Origin of the sequence: Brevundimonas sp. TWP3-1-2b1 (assembly GCF_049896165.1) — a bacterium.
In the GTDB taxonomy this organism is placed as follows: Bacteria; Pseudomonadota; Alphaproteobacteria; order Caulobacterales; family Caulobacteraceae; genus Brevundimonas; species Brevundimonas subvibrioides_B.
Map to the genome: position 1 here is coordinate 244005 of NZ_JAFCTT010000001.1, position 17026 is coordinate 261030.

At 66.6% G+C, this 17026-nt stretch carries 14 protein-coding genes and 1 tRNA gene; 7 read left to right on the forward strand and 8 right to left on the reverse strand.

Annotated elements, in window-relative coordinates:
- Nucleotides 1-418 precede the first annotated feature (418 nt).
- From ACP7AB_RS01210 to ACP7AB_RS01240, 7 genes are all read right to left on the reverse strand, one after another.
- Nucleotides 419-805, reverse strand: coding sequence for a hypothetical protein (locus ACP7AB_RS01210; protein WP_426046070.1), 387 nt, complete (start codon nucleotides 803-805; stop codon nucleotides 419-421).
- Between the two features lie 189 nt (nucleotides 806-994).
- On the reverse strand, nucleotides 995-1360 hold the full coding sequence (locus ACP7AB_RS01215) for a hypothetical protein (protein ID WP_426046071.1): 366 nt from the start codon (nucleotides 1358-1360) through the stop codon (nucleotides 995-997).
- Nucleotides 1357-6867, reverse strand: coding sequence for an LPD38 domain-containing protein (locus tag ACP7AB_RS01220; RefSeq protein WP_426046072.1), 5511 nt, complete (start codon nucleotides 6865-6867; stop codon nucleotides 1357-1359). Before ACP7AB_RS01220 ends, ACP7AB_RS01215 begins: the two co-directional genes overlap by 4 nt.
- A 287-nt stretch (nucleotides 6868-7154) precedes the next feature.
- Nucleotides 7155-8483 carry a hypothetical protein gene (locus ACP7AB_RS01225; protein WP_426046073.1) on the reverse strand — a complete coding sequence of 443 codons (1329 nt, stop codon included), beginning with the start codon at nucleotides 8481-8483 and terminating at the stop codon, nucleotides 7155-7157.
- Nucleotides 8484-8486: 3 nt separating this feature from the next.
- Nucleotides 8487-9065: a hypothetical protein gene (locus tag ACP7AB_RS01230; protein WP_426046074.1), complete on the reverse strand. Its 579-nt coding sequence runs from the start codon at nucleotides 9063-9065 to the stop codon at nucleotides 8487-8489.
- 1 nt (nucleotide 9066) lies between these two features.
- On the reverse strand, nucleotides 9067-9567 hold the full coding sequence (locus ACP7AB_RS01235; RefSeq protein ID WP_426046075.1) for a hypothetical protein: 501 nt from the start codon (nucleotides 9565-9567) through the stop codon (nucleotides 9067-9069).
- Between the two features lie 141 nt (nucleotides 9568-9708).
- Nucleotides 9709-9785, reverse strand: a tRNA-Arg gene (locus ACP7AB_RS01240).
- 283 nt (nucleotides 9786-10068) lie between these two features.
- Between ACP7AB_RS01240 and ACP7AB_RS01245 the strand changes: the two genes are divergently transcribed.
- From ACP7AB_RS01245 to ACP7AB_RS01270, 6 genes are all read left to right on the forward strand, one after another.
- Nucleotides 10069-10803, forward strand: coding sequence for an SDR family NAD(P)-dependent oxidoreductase (locus tag ACP7AB_RS01245; protein ID WP_425988078.1), 735 nt, complete (start codon nucleotides 10069-10071; stop codon nucleotides 10801-10803).
- The gene (locus ACP7AB_RS01250) at nucleotides 10800-11399 is read left to right on the forward strand and encodes a 2-hydroxychromene-2-carboxylate isomerase (protein ID WP_425988081.1); all 600 of its coding nucleotides are present in this window, start codon (nucleotides 10800-10802) and stop codon (nucleotides 11397-11399) included. Before ACP7AB_RS01245 ends, ACP7AB_RS01250 begins: the two co-directional genes overlap by 4 nt.
- Nucleotides 11400-11605: 206 nt before the next feature.
- Nucleotides 11606-14086: a helicase-related protein gene (locus ACP7AB_RS01255; RefSeq protein ID WP_425988083.1), complete on the forward strand. Its 2481-nt coding sequence runs from the start codon at nucleotides 11606-11608 to the stop codon at nucleotides 14084-14086.
- A gap of 160 nt (nucleotides 14087-14246) precedes the next feature.
- Complete coding sequence (locus tag ACP7AB_RS01260; RefSeq protein ID WP_425988085.1) at nucleotides 14247-14552, forward strand: RNA-binding S4 domain-containing protein; 306 nt, start codon at nucleotides 14247-14249, stop codon at nucleotides 14550-14552.
- Nucleotides 14553-14636: 84 nt separating this feature from the next.
- On the forward strand, nucleotides 14637-14978 hold the full coding sequence (gene fdxA, locus ACP7AB_RS01265) for a ferredoxin FdxA (protein ID WP_303695112.1): 342 nt from the start codon (nucleotides 14637-14639) through the stop codon (nucleotides 14976-14978).
- Nucleotides 14979-15290: 312 nt separating this feature from the next.
- Nucleotides 15291-15851: a CarD family transcriptional regulator gene (locus ACP7AB_RS01270; RefSeq protein WP_303695111.1), complete on the forward strand. Its 561-nt coding sequence runs from the start codon at nucleotides 15291-15293 to the stop codon at nucleotides 15849-15851.
- A 104-nt stretch (nucleotides 15852-15955) separates the two neighbouring features.
- Here ACP7AB_RS01270 and ACP7AB_RS01275 read toward each other — a convergent pair whose 3' ends face one another.
- Nucleotides 15956-16423: a DUF3617 domain-containing protein gene (locus tag ACP7AB_RS01275; protein ID WP_425988088.1), complete on the reverse strand. Its 468-nt coding sequence runs from the start codon at nucleotides 16421-16423 to the stop codon at nucleotides 15956-15958.
- Between the two features lie 240 nt (nucleotides 16424-16663).
- Here ACP7AB_RS01275 and rpmB point away from each other — a divergent pair, with 240 nt between their 5' ends.
- On the forward strand, nucleotides 16664-16960 hold the full coding sequence (rpmB, locus tag ACP7AB_RS01280; protein WP_303695109.1) for a 50S ribosomal protein L28: 297 nt from the start codon (nucleotides 16664-16666) through the stop codon (nucleotides 16958-16960).
- Nucleotides 16961-17026 lie beyond the last annotated feature (66 nt).

Sequence of the window (17026 nt, forward strand, 5' to 3'; positions counted from 1 at the left end):
GCGCCCCTGCCCTCAAGTGCGGCGATGCGGCTTAACGCCTTCATGCAGCGTCTCCAGTCATGGCCATCCACTCGGGAGGATCGCCCGGTGTTACAACCCTGGAGATGATTGCATTGTGGCGAGGCGGGATAACCGGCTCCGGTTCTCCCCGTTCCCAGATCAGGCGAACCCAAGGCCAGGTCCGTTCATCATCCTTGGGCGACACGGCCTCCAGCGCCGAAATGCGACGTTCAACGGGCTTGTACATAATTCCTCCGAGGTTCGACGCCAACGATACGGATTGAGCGGGGTGGGCAGGCGGGGGTGCGGTCGGGCCAGTCTCCGACATCGGGATCAGCCGGGCCTAGCAGGGAGATGTCCCGAAGCGGCGCGCTGTGGTCCGCGCCCTCCAGTCGAGCTACGCGTTTGCTCATCGGGTTCATGCCTTTGCCTCCAGTGCCGCCAGTCGTTGTTCCAAATCATTCGCTTCCCACGCCTTCACGTACAGGCCGACCACGTTCATGACCGACGTTGCCTCGGTTGGCGTGATGTCCCCGGCGCCCATGCTGGCGATCACCCGGCCCATACAGGCGAGCGCATCCTTGGGGCCGGTGATCTCCCCGACGTCGAACGCCAGCGGCCGGTCCTTCGCCTCGGGCACCACCTTGCCCAGCAGCGAGCGCCCCGCAGCCATCATGTCCGCGAGGGTCGGTTGATAGGTCGCGGCCCCCTCACCTTCGCCCGTCACCTGGGGTTCACCCTTCATCACGGACGACAGGAACCCAATGGGGTCACACTCCTCCACGATCCGCTGACGCGCCGCCATCGTGATCTTGTTAGGTCCGGGCGGGCGTCCATCAGGGTTCCCGCTTTTGCCTCGCTTAAAGGCCATGCGGTTGATCCTGCCTTGCTGTTTTCAAGGTTCCCTCGGCTAGACGGCGCACGATGGCGGCCCGAAGTTCGTCGGTCAGGTTCGAAGCCTTCACCCGTTCCCCGGCTGGTGTGCTGCTGGCTTTCATGCGTGTCCCTCCGCTGGAGCGAACGCCCAATCTGAGACAATAACCTGGCCCGTTGTGTCGGGCTCTCGGCTCATCACCTGACCGTCCAGCCAGAGCGCCAGCACAACCGTCCGGCTCTTGATGGAGGCGGCATCGGCCGCGCTCAGGTGCAGGACCATCCCGGCCTCTGCGGGGAACAGGCGGCTTCCGTTTGGGGTCGGGTCTGCGGTGATGACTGCGCTGTCGCCGCCGTTGGCAACCAGCAGGGCGCTCGCCGCGTCAGCATCGACCGGCTCGGCTAGCCATCGGAACAGCACGAGAGTGTCCTCCGTCTCCTTCACCCAGACGGGCGGGAACAGCTCTTGAAACAGGTGATCGATCATTGGGGAGCCAAAAGGCCACGAGGGGCGGGACGGCCAGACGGAGGGGCCAGCAGCCCCATGGACGCAGACTGCCCCTGAGAGGCCGCAGGAGGGGCAAGCAGGCCCATCGGGGCCGGTGACGCCGACCTAGACGCGCCCGCCGCCCTCTGGCCTTCCCTGTAGCGCGCAAGGCGGTCTCCCGAGGACTGGCGCTCCCTCTGCATCACGGGCGCCATCTGTGCGGGGTCCACCCGACCCCGGAAGGCGGGCGCGGTTGCCTGCCAGCGGGCTTGCGAGGCGGCCAGCTCACCTGGTGCGAACACGGTCGGCGCACGGGCCAGCGCCAGCCAGCCTTGCAGTTGGCCGGCTACGGCGGGATCGGCCCGACCAATCCGGGCGGCAGCTGCGTAGGTGTCCATGGGCTGCTTCTGTTCCCAGCCCTTCACCTTGGCTTCGATCAGAGCGTTGCGCATCTCCGCTTGGGCCAGGTCCCCTATGGCGTTGTCGATCGTGCGACGCTGCTGTGGCGTGAGCCGTATCGTCGTGGCGGTCTGGTCTCGCAGCGACCCGTCACGGACTGCCGTGCGGAAGTCGCTCAGGATCGAGACCACGTTCTGAACGCGCACGAGCGGATGATCGCGGCTGGACCCGTCCTCTGAGAAGACCTTGGCCGCCACATAGGCGCGCTCGTCAGGGTCAAGACGGTTGAGGTAGGCAGTCGCCTCTGCGTCCTTGCCCTCTTTCATGAGGGATCGGAACGAACCTTCCGCCCGAACCATCCTGCCGCCGTCGCGCGAAACCTGATCCCAGAACTGACCCTGCGACACGGAGCCCCGTGCGATCTGGCGGACGAAGCGCCGGGCGAGGAACATATCCTCAGGCCCCGCAGCAGTGCGAGGGCGGCCGGTGGCGGCTTCGCCCACGATGTTGGACCCTTGGAGAACGTAGCGGCCCAGCGAGCCGCCAAACCCGGTCACGACGTAATCGACCACGGCGGGGGAGACCTTGAACGTTCGTCCAATCAGCTTGCCGAGGTCCGACGTGAAGCCGGTGAACTGCATTTCCGGATCGACTGTGCCGCGCAGGTGATCGGGGACAATCGGACGGTCCAGATAGTCGCGGTTCGAGGCGATGTGGAACGGCACCGACAGCGCAGGGATTTCCGAGGGCGGAGCGATGGTGTGGCGGAAGTCGGACAGCAGGCGTTCGCCCGCCAGCGGGTCTTTCAGCACCGTTCCTTCGTAGCCACGCTCCAGAATGTTGGAGATTGTCGCCAGCTCGAACGGCTTGGGAATGAAGATCCACGAGCCTCCCGAACGGAAGATCCAGTTCGTCGCGCGAAGAGTGGTGTTGATCTCCTGATATTCAGGGTCATCAGCATAGAGCATCCGCAGACCGAGCCCGAGGGCGCCCAGAGCGGAGACTTTCGCCCAGGCCTTGTAGGCATGGCCCAACGCCGCCTTCTCGGCAGGGGTCCGGGCTTCCTTGGTCAGGGGCAGAAGCACGCGCTGGAGGTTACCCCCGGCCGACAGGACGCGAACGCTCTTGTCGAGACCTTGGAGTGCTGCGTTCAGGAAGGTGACGACCCGAGAGGCCGTCATCATCTTCGAACCGCGCCGGCCGAAGTCGAGGTAGTCGCGCGAGGTGAACCCGCTTTCGATGATCGCCTCGTAATCGGTGAGGCCTTGCTTCTTCGCCTTGTCAAAACCCTTGGCGAACACGCCCATGCGGGTCGAGGTCTCGGACAGGTCGGTAAACTCCGCCAGCCCACGCCACGAGGCGTAACGCTTGATCTTCCAGCCTTTGCGGCGAAGGTGCTGTAGCTGGGCTTCCGCCTCTGCATCGGTCTTCGGGAAAGGCTTGGACGTGGCGGCCACGTTCGCCCCGCCGCGCATCCCGCCCGCATTGGCGTAGCGCTTGGCGGTCTGGCCCTGCGCCACCTCCAAGATTCCGCCCCGGATCGTATCGACCACAGGGACGAAGCCCACGTCCGAGTTGATCCACGTCGCCAGGGCGTCGCGCACGAGGTTCGCCCCCATGAACTCAGGGCTCAGCGTAACGCCGTAGCGGAGGAGCTGGGTCGCGGCAGCCATGCTATCGACCACCACGTTGGTGAGTTGCTTGTTCATCCCCGCGAGGGATTCGAACATCGCCTTGCCGAACTCGCCATCCGGCAGCAGCAGCGGCGTCTTCTGCCCATTGCGCCAAACGAACACGACCGACTCCCCCTTACGAGGGCTGAACTCGGATTGCTTGAACAGGGTGATCATCGCATCTGATGCCTGCGCATCGTCGGCGAACTTCTGCATGGTGGACAGGTCGCGGCCCGACAGCTCCAACTCATCGGCCGTCTTCTGGAGCGCGTCTGCCGCGTTGACGGTGAAGGCTTCGATCTCCTTCGCAGGCAGGCGTTCGACAATGGAGCCAGCCCCACGGCCCGCCGCCTGGGCCAGATCATCCAGCGCCAGCATCACGTCGTTTTTCTTGATGATCGCGTTTAGCTCATAGGCGCGGCGCATGATCGAGGACAGCGGGGAGATGATGTCCCGGCTGGAGCCTTCGAACGCCTTCACCCCGCCCGCAAACTGGAGGGCGCCCCGTGGTTTCCCGGCCTTGCCCAGTCCCTTGTCGCTCATATCGCGCATCAACGGGACGTAGGATTCGTGGGCGTCCAGACCGTGCCGATAGCTGGCCTCCGTGATCAGCCCGGCGTCGAACTCCTTTTTCCAGAGGTTATTCAGGAACTCGTAGACCTGATCCGCCGCCTTGCCCCACGTCGGGTTCGAGGCCTCTGCATCAGCGATAACCTGCTCGTGAAAAGCCTTGGTGTTGCGGTCGGGCGGGTTCGGAAGATCGCCCTTCGCATAACGGTCCCACTCGTGAACCATCCGGCGAGCGATCAGGTAGACATCGAACTCCTTCAGCGCGTCGCTCTTGATCTTCCCGGTCGCGGTCGTGTCGAGGCCAGCGGTCGCCAGCGCATCCGCCAGCGATGCGCCCTCCGCGTCCACAGTGCGATAGGGCGTAACCCCGTTCATGAGGTCGCCATGCCCTGCGGCGTAGGCTTCACGGGACAGGCGTGCCAGCGCGTATGGATCGTTGGCGCGCTTCAGCTCCAGCTTCTTGCCGGTGTTCTCTGCGTATATTTCGCTGAGCTTGCGGACGGCGACGGCTACCGGATGCAGATCGTCAATGGCTGCGGTGTAAAGATCATCCACAACACGGCGGAGCGTTGAACCGGGGCCGCTACGGCGGACCTCATCGACAAGGTTTCCGATGGGGCCTTTGCTTCCGGTGTAGGCAAGCGAGCCTTTGGCGACATCGATCGACGCCGACGCCAGCAGGTTTTGATAACCGGCCTGAACTGCCTGCATCCCGGCCAGGGCGTTAGGCGCGTCTTTCGCCATCGCAGCTTCGAAGGCGTCGTAGAAGTCCGGTGCGATCCGGCGGGCATGGTCTGGGTTGCTCAAATACCAGCGGCCAAACTCCGCAAAGCCCTCCTCACGCTTCACGCCGGGAGCCGCGCCCGGATAGGCGAGGGTTTCGAGGTGCTTCGCGTGGGTCTGTAGCGCCGCAGACAGGGTCGGCCCCTTGATCTCGAACTCCAGCGCGTGGGTCGCTTCGTGGGCCAAAACGTCCAGCTCTTGAACGGCCTTCGTGCGGATCACGCCGGAGCCGGTGTCGTACTCGCCCAGCGCCTTCTTGGCCGTGACCCGCCCTTGACGATGCGTCAGGCCCAAGGCGGAGCGGAGGTCATCCGCCAACTGCGAGACGGTCTTGCCGGCGTAATCGGCCCCCGCTCCCCGAGCGATGGCGTCCGGTCGCGGTGCGTCCCGCAGCCCGCCGACAGTTTGACCGCCCGAGGGCATGGTCTGGCCGATGCGGCCTGCATATCCCCCTAAATCGACGTTGAGCTTTTCGGGAGTGAAGGGCTTTGCCGGGTTGAAGGCTCTCGCCTCCGGGGCGTTCAGCTTCTCAAAGGGGCGACCGGGGTCAAAGGCAGTATCAGCAGCGGGCGCGCTCAGGCGTTCGCCATCGACGGGGCGAAGCGGCTCGCCGGGGGAAGGGGTGCTGACAGCGGTCGGCGTCTCGACTTCAGCGAGCCGCGAGGTCGGGAGGTCAACGGCGCGGGCAACCTGTGGTCCATCACTCCCTAGCGCAGCATTGTCCAGCCGCGAGGGGTTGAAGGTCGATGCGACCGAAGGCGAGGCCTCCCGAGACACGCCGGGTTCTGCGTAGGTGGAAGCCACCCCACGTGACGTGACCGGGGCTCCACCCGCCCCGAACCCTTGGGCAAGACGGGCTTGCACTTCCGCCACGGTGCGAGCGCGACGGCCTTCATAGAAGATCGATCGGTTCGCGCGGGCAGCGGCCGGGAACATGCTGGCTGCGTTGGCGTCAGGAGCGGCCATCGCCAGACGGCCAGCGTTGCCGTCCCCTAGGAAGTGGGCCGTGTAAAGCTCGGCATCCGTGGGATTGCGACCCAAGGTCCGGCGGAGGCTGGCGGCGTTGTCCTGTGTCAGAGCGGCCGCAGCCCGCGACGACAGGTCGGGATCGTTCCGCATCGCCAGCACGGCGAACGGGTTGCTGCGAATCCGGGCGTCAATGTCAGACACACCCAGATCAGCCGCGTGACGGCGAAGCGTTCCAAGCCAGGTGTCTTCGGTGAACTGATACAGGCCGCGAGCGGTGGACGTTCCGGCGGCGGCCGAGGGATTGAACGCGCTCTCACGGCGGGCAAGGTTCGTCAGGTAATCCGCCGACACTCCCGAGCGTTCAGAAGCGCGGGCGATGTGCGGAGCGATGGTAGCGGGAGCGGGGGCCATGCGCGCCACAGGGGCAGCGCGGGCGGCAACGTCAGGGCGAGCCCGGGCGACAGACCCGGTATCCATACCAGCGCCGAACTCGGGGACAGGGTTCGCAACGCGGGCGTTCAGGCTCTCGCCTGCCCAGCGTCCATAGTCGAACACGCGGCGGCCAGCGTCAGCTACCGCCCGACCTCCCGCCTCAACACCGTGGACGCCGCCACCGATTACGCCGCCGACGACTCCGGCAAGCGCAGTCCGGCCCGGGTCATAGCCGCCTTGCTGGACGCCGGACCCTAGGTCGAAACCTTGCGCGCCCGCATCAGAGGCGGCGTTCACGGCCACCTCTCCCAGCACCCTTTGAAGGATGGTCTTTCCGCCGAGGCCGAGCAGGTTCGTAGGATCGGACAGTGCACCCGCCACCGTCCCCGCGAGGGTCGCTGCGCCCGCCACGGCTCGACCTTGCAGGCCGCCGGGGGCGCGATACCACTCGTCCCCCTGAACGGTCTGCCCATAGGTTTCGCGGCTGGCGCGCTCGTCGCTTCGAAGCTGTGTGCCGAGGCTGCGGTAAGTGAAGCTCTGACCCGTCGCGGGGTCCGTGTGAGTCTGATCGTCTGGCTTGATCAGGAAGCGAGCCGCCGCCTGTGCCAGACCTTCGCGGGTCTGACGGCCCGCCGTAGAGGTAACGCGGTCCCAAAGGGTTCGGCGCGGCTGCGCCTCCACAGCGACCGGGCCAGCCGCCGGGGGCGCGGCTTGGAGAGACTCGGCATAGACGGGCCGGGCCGTAGGGAAGCGGTCCAGCGGACCCGACGCACCGCCCTGCGTTTCCAGCCATGTGCTTCCGTCCGGTCGCGCGCTGACAAAGGCGGGGCCTTGGTCGGTATCGTATCGCAGCACCCGACGTTCGACGTTGAACGGCGAGGCCGGGTTGAAGCCGGTCGCAGGCGTCCCCGTTGCGGGTGTCTGGGTCGCAGGCTGACGTTCGAACGGACGGTTCGGGTTGAACTGCATTAGTTGGCCGGCACCATCTGGTTGCCACGGCGCATGTAGCGAACGCCGTCCTGCGTCACGACATCGCCCTCGCGGATACCGGGGAAGGGATCACGCGGGGTCTGCGCTGCTGCCTGCGGGGCAACCGGAGCTGCGCCCACGCCGGGGAGCGGAGCCCCCATGCCAGGATAGGCTCCGAACGGCTGCTGCGATGAGCGCTGATAGTTCTGCCAGATTGCAGCTTCGCCCGGCGTCAGGGCCTCAATGCCCATGGTTGCGATCTTGTTCAGGATCGGGGCCATAACGTCGCCCGTGCTGTTGGGCGTGGTGAGGCCAAGCTTCGTCACGTCGAGAGCGTCGTAGCGATACTCGTCATCCGCAGCCGCGCGGGACTGGCGAAACTCCCGGTCGGCTGCGCTTTCGCTCTGGCGGAACCCTAGATCCTGCGAGCGGTAGGCTTCGGCAGCTTGGTTGCTGCGCTCTTGCTCCCCCTGCACCCGGTCACCCCGGCGGTTATCGAGGAATGGGTCAGCGCCCATAGCGCCGCCAACCATCGAGGCGACAGCGGCGGGCGGGGTTGTCGGATCAAACCTGTAGCCCTCTTGCGCCAGATAGTCGGACGCGCCCTGGAACGCTTGGGGTTGTTGCTCTTCGGGCAAGCCAAGCGTGGGAGCCAAGGCCCCCGCCGTGACGTTCCGGCGTTCAGTCCGGCCACGGAAGCCGCGCACGTCCTGACTGTCCGTCATGCCTTCAAGCTGCGTCATGCCCGCCATGTCGGGGGCTTGGCCCAGCTCCGCCATGCGCGCCTGATAGTCGGCCGGGTTAAACGAACCTCCTGCCGACGCGGCGGCGAAGGCGTCACGATGTGCGGCCTGAGCCGCCTCGCCCTGGTCGCGCTGGCGGCGTTCGGACGCCCGCTCACCGGCAGCGCCGCCGAACAGGACATCATCGAGCGTAGACCAGAGGCTCGGGCGCTGTCGGGATTGCGTAGGCGGGGCAATGGACGCAGGCCCCTGACCCGAGACAGCGGCAAGTAAGCCGCCTGGCTGCGCCTTCGGGGCGTCCGGCGGAGCGAGCAGGCCGCGAGGCTGCGGGCCGCCGATGTTCGGCTTCGCATTGACCGCCGCCATAAGCGACGCCATTCCTTCACGGCCCACCAAGGGCGGGGGTGCCGACGAGCCCCCACCGGTCGGCGAACGGGGGTCCGACCCCATACCCCCTGACAACAGCCCCATGGCGGGCGCTGCGGGTGGCAGAAGCCCACGCTGGCCGGGAGCGGGTGACAGCAGGCCGAGGCGGTTCAGGGCCTCGATCTCGCGGAGCTTGTCGCCGATTACATCGCGGGCCATCGCTCAGCCTCCCGCTTGCTTGCCAAAGGGCGAGCCGTTGAAGCCGAACTGGTAACCCGTCTGGCTTCCGGTCGTCATGCCGTTGGTCCGCGACGTGCCTTCGTTTCCGAACTGCGAAATCAGTTGATTGATCAGTTCTTGGATGCCGAGGTTGTACTGGTTGAAGTCCTGATTTTCGGTCTGGGCCGCGCCGAGGGCCTGCGAATATCCCGCGCTGTTTAGACCGGCCAAGGTGGAGGCGGCGGTGCGGTCGTACTGGCCGCCAAGCTCAGCCTCATAAACGGCCCGGCGGTCGTCACCGAACGCACCGGCCCGTGCGAACTCTGCCTTCTGCTTGTTTGCCGCGACGTCGCGCTCGTAGCCAAGCTGGCCCATCGTCGCGTCGCGGACGTCCTTGTTATAGGGGTCGGTGAAGCGGGCGATGGAGGTCGGGTCCAACTCGCGGTAACTCTTGCCCTGGAGGTTGCCGATCCCGCTGGTCAGCAGACCGGACGCACGATCCGAAAGGGTGTTGACCTGCGTCTGATCCACCACCTCCTTCGTCTTGCTCTTTCCCTTCCCGCCGTTGAGTGAAAGTCCCACGCTACAGTTCCTTTTCGACAGTGGTCAGCGCGGCTGGCGCGTAGCCGAAGCGTCGCAGGAATCGGATCCAGCCCTTCCGGCCGGTCGCGCCGCCGAAGTTGCAGCCGGCCATCCGGGCGAACCGTTCAATGTCCGGGGTCAGCTTGGCGACAGCGCCCAGCGTCCCACCCGCCGCGAAGACGTGGATTGCCCGGAGACGGGGCGAGGCGACGATCTCGGAGACCATGGCCCCTTCGACGTCCTTGCCGGACCAGAGGTGGAACCAGCCGCCCACCACGCCTTCCCGGACCTCAGCAGCGGTCAGGCTGGCGGACTTGAGGGCGTCGGCGATCCAGTGAGCGCAGCGGTCGAACTCGGTTCCCCGCTCGATTGCCGACCACGGTTGGGAGTCGGAAACTTCGCAGAGGCCCTGACCCGCCATGATCGAGCCCATCACGGCGGCGGCAAGGGCGGGGTTCGGGGCAGGCCAAGTCCGGGACGTGGCGAAGGCAGGAGCTTCCATGACCCGGACAGTGCCGGAGCCCCCCTCCTACAGAAGGGGCCGGTTCCGACAATTTCAGGGGCCTGTTGCCGGGCTTTCGTGTCCCCTGTGTGTCCCCAGAGAAACAGCCCGCGCGGCTGGTCCGCTAAGGCATTGATTTAATGGCGACCCCGGAGGGACTCGAACCCCCGACCTCTGCTTTAGGAAAGCCTTGCTCTATCCGGCTGAGCTACGGGGCCACGCGGCCTGTCCCTAGCGGGTTGCGCCCCGCTCCGTAAACCCGTGGAGCAACAGTCGCCGCGTCCTGGCGAAATCAGTTTGTGGTTAATCGGTCTTAAGATACAATATCTTGGGGTGAACAAACCCCGAATCTGGCCGTGTCGCTGATTCGGTCCCGATTCGTTTCGCGCCTGTTCCACCGCATTGTCGTCTGCCGTTAAGCGCCGCCCTGCCCGGGGCGCCCATCGCGCGTTGACGACTTAGTTTCGATATGAAACGGTCTCGCTGCCGCCGGAGATCGCCATGCCGTCCACGCCGTCCTGTCTGATCGTCGGCGCCGGAGACGGCGTCGGATCGGCCATCGCGCGCGCCTTTGCCCGGGAAGGCCTCGCGGTCTGCGTCACCCGCCGTCCGCGACATCTGGAACAGCTTGAGGCGCTCGCCGACTCGATCCGCGCCGAGGGCGGTCAGGCCCACGCCTTCGGCGTCGACGCCCGGAACGAGGCCGGGATGATCGCCCTGGTCGACCGGATCGAGGCCGAGATCGGCCCGCTCGAGGTCGTCGTCTTCAACATCGGCGCGAACGTCCGCTTCCCGGTCGTCGAGACCACCGCCCAGGTCTATTCCAAGGTCTGGGAGATGGCCGCCCTGGCCGGCTTCTTCACCGGACGCGAGGCCGCCCGCGTCATGGGCCCGCGCGGCAAAGGCTCCATCCTGTTCACCGGCGCCACGGCCTCGACCCGGGGCGGCGCGGGCTTCTCCGCCTTCGCCGGGGCCAAGGCGGCGCTGCGCCAATTGGCCCAGAGCCTGGCCCGCGAGATGGGACCCCAGGGTCTCCACGTCGCCCACGTCGTCGTCGACGGCATGATCGACGGGACCTTCGCCCGCTCCATCGCCCCCGACATCCAGAGCCTGCTGGACGAGGACGCGATCCTGAAACCCGACGAGATCGCAAAAAACTACGTCTGGCTGCACAATCAGCAACGCAGCGCCTGGACCTTCGAACTGGACCTGCGCCCATGGAAGGAAAACTGGTGACCGCAACCATCGACTTCATCTTCGATTTCGCCAGCCTGAACGCCTATCTGGCCGAGCGTGCCCTGCCGGAGCTGGTCGGGCGCACGGGTGCGGCGGTCAACGTCATCCCCTGTCTTCTGGGTGGCATCTTCAAGGCCACGGGCAACCAGGCGCCGTTCAGCGCCTATGCCGGGATCAAGGGCAAGCTCGACTACGAGATGCTGGAGATTCGCCGCTTCGTGAAGGCGCACGGGTTGGAGGATTTCCAGATGAACCCGCATTTCCCGGTCAACAGTTTGCTGGCCATGCGCGGCCTTTGCGCCTGCGAACCCGGCGACGAGTTCGACCGCTATCTCGACGGGGTCCTCGCCGGCTTCTGGGAGCGTGGCCTCCCGATGGGCGACCCGGCCGTCCTCGCCTCGGTCCTGACCGAGGCCGGTCTTGACGCCGAACGGCTGATCGCCCTGGCCCAGACCGACGCGGTCAAGGCGAAACTGGCCGACAACACGGCCGCCGCTGTCGAACGCGGCGCCTTCGGAGCCCCCACCTTCTTCGTCGGCGACGAGATGTTCTTCGGCAAGGAACGGCTGGGCCAGATCGAGGCGATGCTGACCTAACCTCTCCCTCCCACTCGGGGGAGGGTGGCTGAGCGAAGCGAAGTCGGGTGGGGGCGGCAAGGCGAAAGACCCACGGAGGCGGCGTCGCTCGGTCGCGCGGCCGCCCCCACCCGGTCGCTGGCGCGACCACCCTCCCCCGAATGGGAGGGAGAGATCGCACAATCCCGCTTGAGGAACCCCCACCGAATCGCCACCTTGTTGAGACCATGAGCGACCGCCCCACCGGCCTCGCCCCGTCCCGCGTCGTCGCGGTGCTGGGGCCGACCAATACCGGCAAGACCCATCTGGCGGTCGAACGGATGCTGGGTCATGCGTCAGGCATGATCGGCCTGCCGCTGCGGCTGCTGGCGCGCGAGATCTATGAGCGGATCGTCAAACAGCGCGGCGCCAATGCCGTCGCCCTGATCACCGGCGAAGAGAAGATCATCCCGGCCCGGCCCCATTTCTGGGTCTGCACGGTCGAGGCCATGCCGTTGGAGCGCGAGGTCGAGTTCCTGGCCATCGACGAGATCCAGCTGGCCGCCGACCCGGAGCGGGGTCACGTCTTCACCCAGCGCCTGCTCCATGCGCGGGGCCGGTTCGAGACCATGTTCCTGGGCGCCTCCACCATGGCGCCCCTGATGCGCCGGCTGATCCCCGATCTGGAGATCGTCACCCGCGAGCGGCTGTCGAACCTGACCTATGCGGGGTCCAAGAAGCTGACCCGCCTGCCCCGGCGCAGCGCGATCGTCGCCTTCAGCACCGAGCAGGTTTACGCCATCGCCGAACTTATCCGGCGCCAGCGCGGCGGGGCGGCGGTGGTGATGGGCAGCCTGTCCCCTCGCACCCGTAACGCCCAGGTGGCCCTGTTCCAGTCCGGCGAGGTCGACTTCCTGGTCGCCACCGACGCCATCGGCATGGGGCTGAACATGGACGTCGACCATGTCGCCTTCGCCGGGATGCGCAAGTTCGACGGCCGCCGCACCCGCTGGCTGCATGCCCACGAGATCGCCCAGATCGCCGGCCGCGCCGGCCGCCACATCCGCGACGGCACCTTCGGCGTCACCGGCGAGGCCGAGGAGCTGGACGAGGATCTGGTCGAACAGGTCGTCGAGCACCGCTTCGACCCCATCCAGGCGATCGAGTGGCGCAACGCCCGGCTGGATTTCGACACCCTGCCCGACCTGTTGCGCTCGCTGGTCCAGACGCCGAATGTCTCCGGCCTGAAGCTGACCGGTCAGGCTCTGGACGAGACCCTTCTGCGTCGCGCCCTGCAGGACGATGAGGTCAAGCGGATCGGCCGTTCGCGCGGGACCATCATGCGGCTCTGGGAAGCCTGCCAGCTGCCCGACTTCCAGAAGACGACGCTGGAAGAGCACGCCCGCCTGTCGCGCGACGTCTTCCATGCCCTGACCGGCAAGCGCGGCCGATTGACCGACGACTGGTTCGCGCCTCGCTTCGCCGAGGTCGACCGCGACGACGGCCAGATCGACCAGCTGTCGGCCCGGCTCGCAGGCGTCCGCACCCTGTCCTACATCGCCAACCGGCCGGACTGGCTGGACGGGATGAAGGGCTGGCGCGAGCGCGCGAGGGCGCTGGAGGACCGGCTGTCCGATGTCCTGCACGAACGCCTGACCGCCCGTTTCGTGGACCGCAAGACGACGGCCCTCATGCGGTCGCTGCACGACCACGCCCAGACCATGGCCGAGGTCGCCGACGACGGCGTCGTCACCGTCGACGGAGAGGCGGTCGGCCATCTGGACGGCGTGCGGTTCGCTATTGCCTCGGGCGGCTCGGCCCTGGCCGACCGCACCCTGAAGACCGCCGCCCTGCGCGCCGTCGGGCCAGAGATCGCGCGACGCCTCGGCAAGCTGGCGAGCGATGACGACGAGGCCTTCTCGGTCACGCCGGAAGGCGATGTCCTGTGGTCGGGCGCGCTCGCCGCGAAGATCATCAACACAGAGCCGTTCAGTCCCCGCGTGCGCCTGATGGGCGACCTCGGTCCCCAGGCCGCCCGCGACCGGGCCCAGCGCCGCATCGAGGCCTGGCTGGCATCCGAAGCCGGACGGGCGCTACGAGACCTGCGGCGCCTCAAACAGGCCGTCGAATCCGGCGCCCTGAAAGGCCTCCCGCGCGGCATCGCCTTCCGCCTGCTGGAGGCCGGGGGCGTCATCGACCGACGCGACGTCGAACGCGACCTCGCCGCCCTCAGCCAGGTCGAGCGCCGGACGATCAAGACCTTCGCCATCCGCGTCGGGACCCATTCGGTCTGGCTGCCCGGCGCCCTGAAACCGCGCAGTCGGATCCTGTCCCAGGCCTTTGCCGCCGCCGAACCCTTCCGCGCCAGGCCCGAGGGCCTGACCCTCCTGCCCGGCGCCACCCCGTCGCCCCGCGCCCTCTCCGCCTTCGGTGTCCGCGCCGCCGGACGCTGGGCCGTGCCGGTCGAGGATCTCGAACGCGCCTCCGACCTCCGCCGGGAGCACAAGGGCATCCTTTCCGACGACGCACTCAAGTCCCTCGGCTGGACCGCCGGTGACGCCCGGGCGATCTGGACCGCCCTCAAGACCGTCCGCGCCCGGATGCCTGACCGCGAGGGCAAGACCCCCGTCGTGGTCAGGGACTCGCCCTTCGCCAAACTGGCCGAACTGACGGCAGCGCCCCAACCCGCCCGCCGCAAACGGCTCCGGAGAAAAAAGGCGGCGTCGTGAGCCTGGCTCTAGCCCGTCGCGATTGCCGCCCTGGCGGTATCGGCGAGGGCTTTGGCGGTGTCTGCGGTCGATGTCGCTTGAATTTGGCGGTTGGCCTTTCCTGCAATGAGTGCCGTGGCCCTGATTTTTCAGGCCCTGCATTGACGGCCGTTCGCCGCCCATGAGCGACGACAGCGTCCGCGTGGACATCTGGCTGTGGCGTGCGCGGTTCGTGAAGTCGCGCGGTCTGGCCGCCGATCTGGTCGAGCGAGGCGCTGTTCGGCTGACCCATAACGGCAAACAGGTCCGGCTCGACAAGCCCAGCCGCGTCGTCCACCGCGGCGACAACCTGACCTTCGCCCTGGAGGGTCGCGTCAAGGCCGTGCGGATCGACGCGCTGGGCGAACGACGCGGACCTCCGGCGGAGGCCCGCGCCCTCTATGTCGATCTGGCCGAAGACGAGAGTTTTCCTGCAAGCCCCGATTAGCGGCGCTCCGGTTGACAGCGGACCCTCGCAGGGCCATTTCCCGGGCCTCCCCCGCCCTTCGCAAATGCCGATTATCGCCCGCCCATGACCTACATCGTCACCGACGCCTGCGTGAAATGTAAGTTCATGGACTGCATCGAGGTCTGCCCCGTCGACTGCTTCTACGAAGGCGAGAACTTCCTCGTCATCGCGCCCGACGAATGCATCGACTGTGGCGTCTGTGAACCGGAGTGCCCGGTCGACGCCATCGTGCCCGACACCGAGGACGAACCGGACGGCAAGTGGCTTCAGGTCAACGCCGAATACGCCAAGGTCTGGCCCAACATCACGGTCAAGGGCACGCCCCCCGCGGACAAGGAACAGTTCGAACGCGAGACCGGCAAGTTCGAGAAATATTTCTCGCCCAAGCCCGGCAAGGGTTCCTGAACGCTCGCGAGCGCGGATAAAGCTCAGGGTCAGGAATAGCGCCGGTTTCGCAAGGGACGCTTGCGACGTTTTGAAATTGCCTCGTTTTGTGATATGTTCCTTCACATTGGGTCGGGCGGTATGCGTTTCATGCGCGCCGCCCGCGTTTGCGACAGAACCTCGTCCATGAAGACGGGGTCGGCCAGAGGTTGGGTGATCCGTTTCCACGACTGACGACTGCATCATTCCGATCGGCGACCCCCGTCGCCGGTCCGGGAGCAATTGTCCGTCGTGCCTTCGACGCCCTGTCCCTGCGTCCGGGAAAGGAATGACATGACCACCAAGAGCGTTCTGGAATTCAAGGTTGGCGATGCAGTCGTCTATCCGGCGCACGGCGTCGGCAAGGTCGCGGCGGTCGAGGTCCAGGAAATCGCCGGCATGTCGCTGGAGGTCTATGTCGTCACCTTCGACCACGAGAAGATGACCCTGCGCGTCCCGACCAAGAAGGCCAAGACCGCCGGCCTGCGCTCGCTGGCCACCGACGACGTGGTCACCAAGGCCCTGACGACGCTGAAGGGCCGCGCGCGCATCAAGCGTACGATGTGGAGCCGCCGCGCCCAGGAATACGAAGCCAAGATCAACTCCGGCGACCTGGTCTCCATCGCCGAAGTGGTCCGCGACCTGCACCGCGCAGACTCGCAGCCGGAACAGTCGTACTCGGAGCGCCAGCTCTATGAGTCCGCCCTGGACCGGATGGCTCGCGAAGTCGCCGCCGCCAACCGCATCGACAAGGACGCCGCCGTCCAGCTGCTGTCCAAGTCGCTGAGCGCCAAGAAGGCCGTCATCGCTGCTGCTGAAGCCGCGGAAGCCGAGGAAGAGGCTGAAGCCGCATAATGCCTCGGGGCATTTGCTGAATGTGAGAAAGGCCCGGTGGAAACACCGGGCCTTTCTTCTTTCGTCTCCCTCCCCCGAGAGGGAGGGAAAGGCCGCGTCTCTGCTCAGAAATACTCAGCGTCCGCCGGGCAGACCGCCGCAAGCCTGCGCGCGGTGATCGAAGCCGGCAGATAGGGCGTGCCGCGCGCGAGCTGGGCGCCGCCGGTGAAGCGGAAATTCTCCTGCTGGTACGAACCGCCCAGACGGACGTTCACCCGCCGTCCGCGCGGATCAGTGCACGTCCCCTCGAACCGGGCCGTGCCGCCGCCGATCACGCGGGTCGGATAGACGCACTGCCAGCGGCGCGTCGACAGGCCGCCGAAAAAGCGGTTGATCTCCGACGGGCGCACGCATTTGGTTTCGGTGCTGCGGATGCCCACGGCGCTGGTCGTGTACTCCCAGTAGCCCGGCAGGACCTCGCTGACGGCCCCCTGGGCCTGCGACGGAGACGAAGGCGCGGCCAGCAGGACGGCCCCTGCGATCGCAGGGGCGGCGACGGCGACAGTGCGCCTCAGAAAGGAAGGCAGGGTCATCGTGGATCTCATCCTCGGGACAGTCCCGAATAGCTTAAGCTTTGAAACGCGGCGATTGAACGACGCATGAACGTCTCGGCGCGAAGACTCGGCCCGGGAGTCCAATCTGGCCCTCGAAGCCTTGACGGCGCGGGATCGGTTCCCCTATACGGCCCCCTCTCGCGCGGGGGTCCACCCTCGCGCGCCTCCGTTTCATGCGCCCTCTCTCCTTCGGAGCGGCGCCACCTCAAGGATAAGACGATGTCGCGTCGTTGCGAACTTACCGGTGTCGGGCCGATGGTCGGCCACTCGGTCAGCCACTCGAACATCAAGACCAAGCGCCGCTTCCTGCCGTCGCTCAAGAAGGTCAAGCTGGCGTCGGAGGCCCTGGGCCAGTCGTACAGCCTGCGCATCTCGAACGCCGCGCTGCGCACCCTCGACTTCAAGGGCGGCCTGGACCCCTTCATCGTCAAGGCCAAGGACGAGCAGCTGTCGATCACGGCCCAGCGCATCAAGCGTCAGATCAAGGCCAAGCTGGCCGAACAAGCCGCCGCCTGAGTCCTGACAGACCACGAATTCTGAACGAGGCCGGTGGAAACACCGGCCTTTTTCTTTGCCGCATAT

Coding starts and splice junctions, on each gene's coding strand:
- ACP7AB_RS01245 (WP_425988078.1), top strand. CDS start 10,069: ATGCCGTCCACGCCGTCCTGTCTGATCGTCGGCGCCGGAGACGGCGTC.
- ACP7AB_RS01210 (WP_426046070.1), bottom strand. CDS start 805: ATGGCGGCGCGTCAGCGGATCGTGGAGGAGTGTGACCCCATTGGGTTC.
- ACP7AB_RS01255 (WP_425988083.1), top strand. CDS start 11,606: ATGAGCGACCGCCCCACCGGCCTCGCCCCGTCCCGCGTCGTCGCGGTG.
- rpmB (WP_303695109.1), top strand. CDS start 16,664: ATGTCGCGTCGTTGCGAACTTACCGGTGTCGGGCCGATGGTCGGCCAC.
- ACP7AB_RS01225 (WP_426046073.1), bottom strand. CDS start 8,483: ATGGCCCGCGATGTAATCGGCGACAAGCTCCGCGAGATCGAGGCCCTG.
- ACP7AB_RS01275 (WP_425988088.1), bottom strand. CDS start 16,423: ATGACCCTGCCTTCCTTTCTGAGGCGCACTGTCGCCGTCGCCGCCCCT.
- fdxA (WP_303695112.1), top strand. CDS start 14,637: ATGACCTACATCGTCACCGACGCCTGCGTGAAATGTAAGTTCATGGAC.
- ACP7AB_RS01270 (WP_303695111.1), top strand. CDS start 15,291: ATGACCACCAAGAGCGTTCTGGAATTCAAGGTTGGCGATGCAGTCGTC.
- ACP7AB_RS01260 (WP_425988085.1), top strand. CDS start 14,247: ATGAGCGACGACAGCGTCCGCGTGGACATCTGGCTGTGGCGTGCGCGG.
- ACP7AB_RS01215 (WP_426046071.1), bottom strand. CDS start 1,360: ATGATCGATCACCTGTTTCAAGAGCTGTTCCCGCCCGTCTGGGTGAAG.
- ACP7AB_RS01235 (WP_426046075.1), bottom strand. CDS start 9,567: ATGGAAGCTCCTGCCTTCGCCACGTCCCGGACTTGGCCTGCCCCGAAC.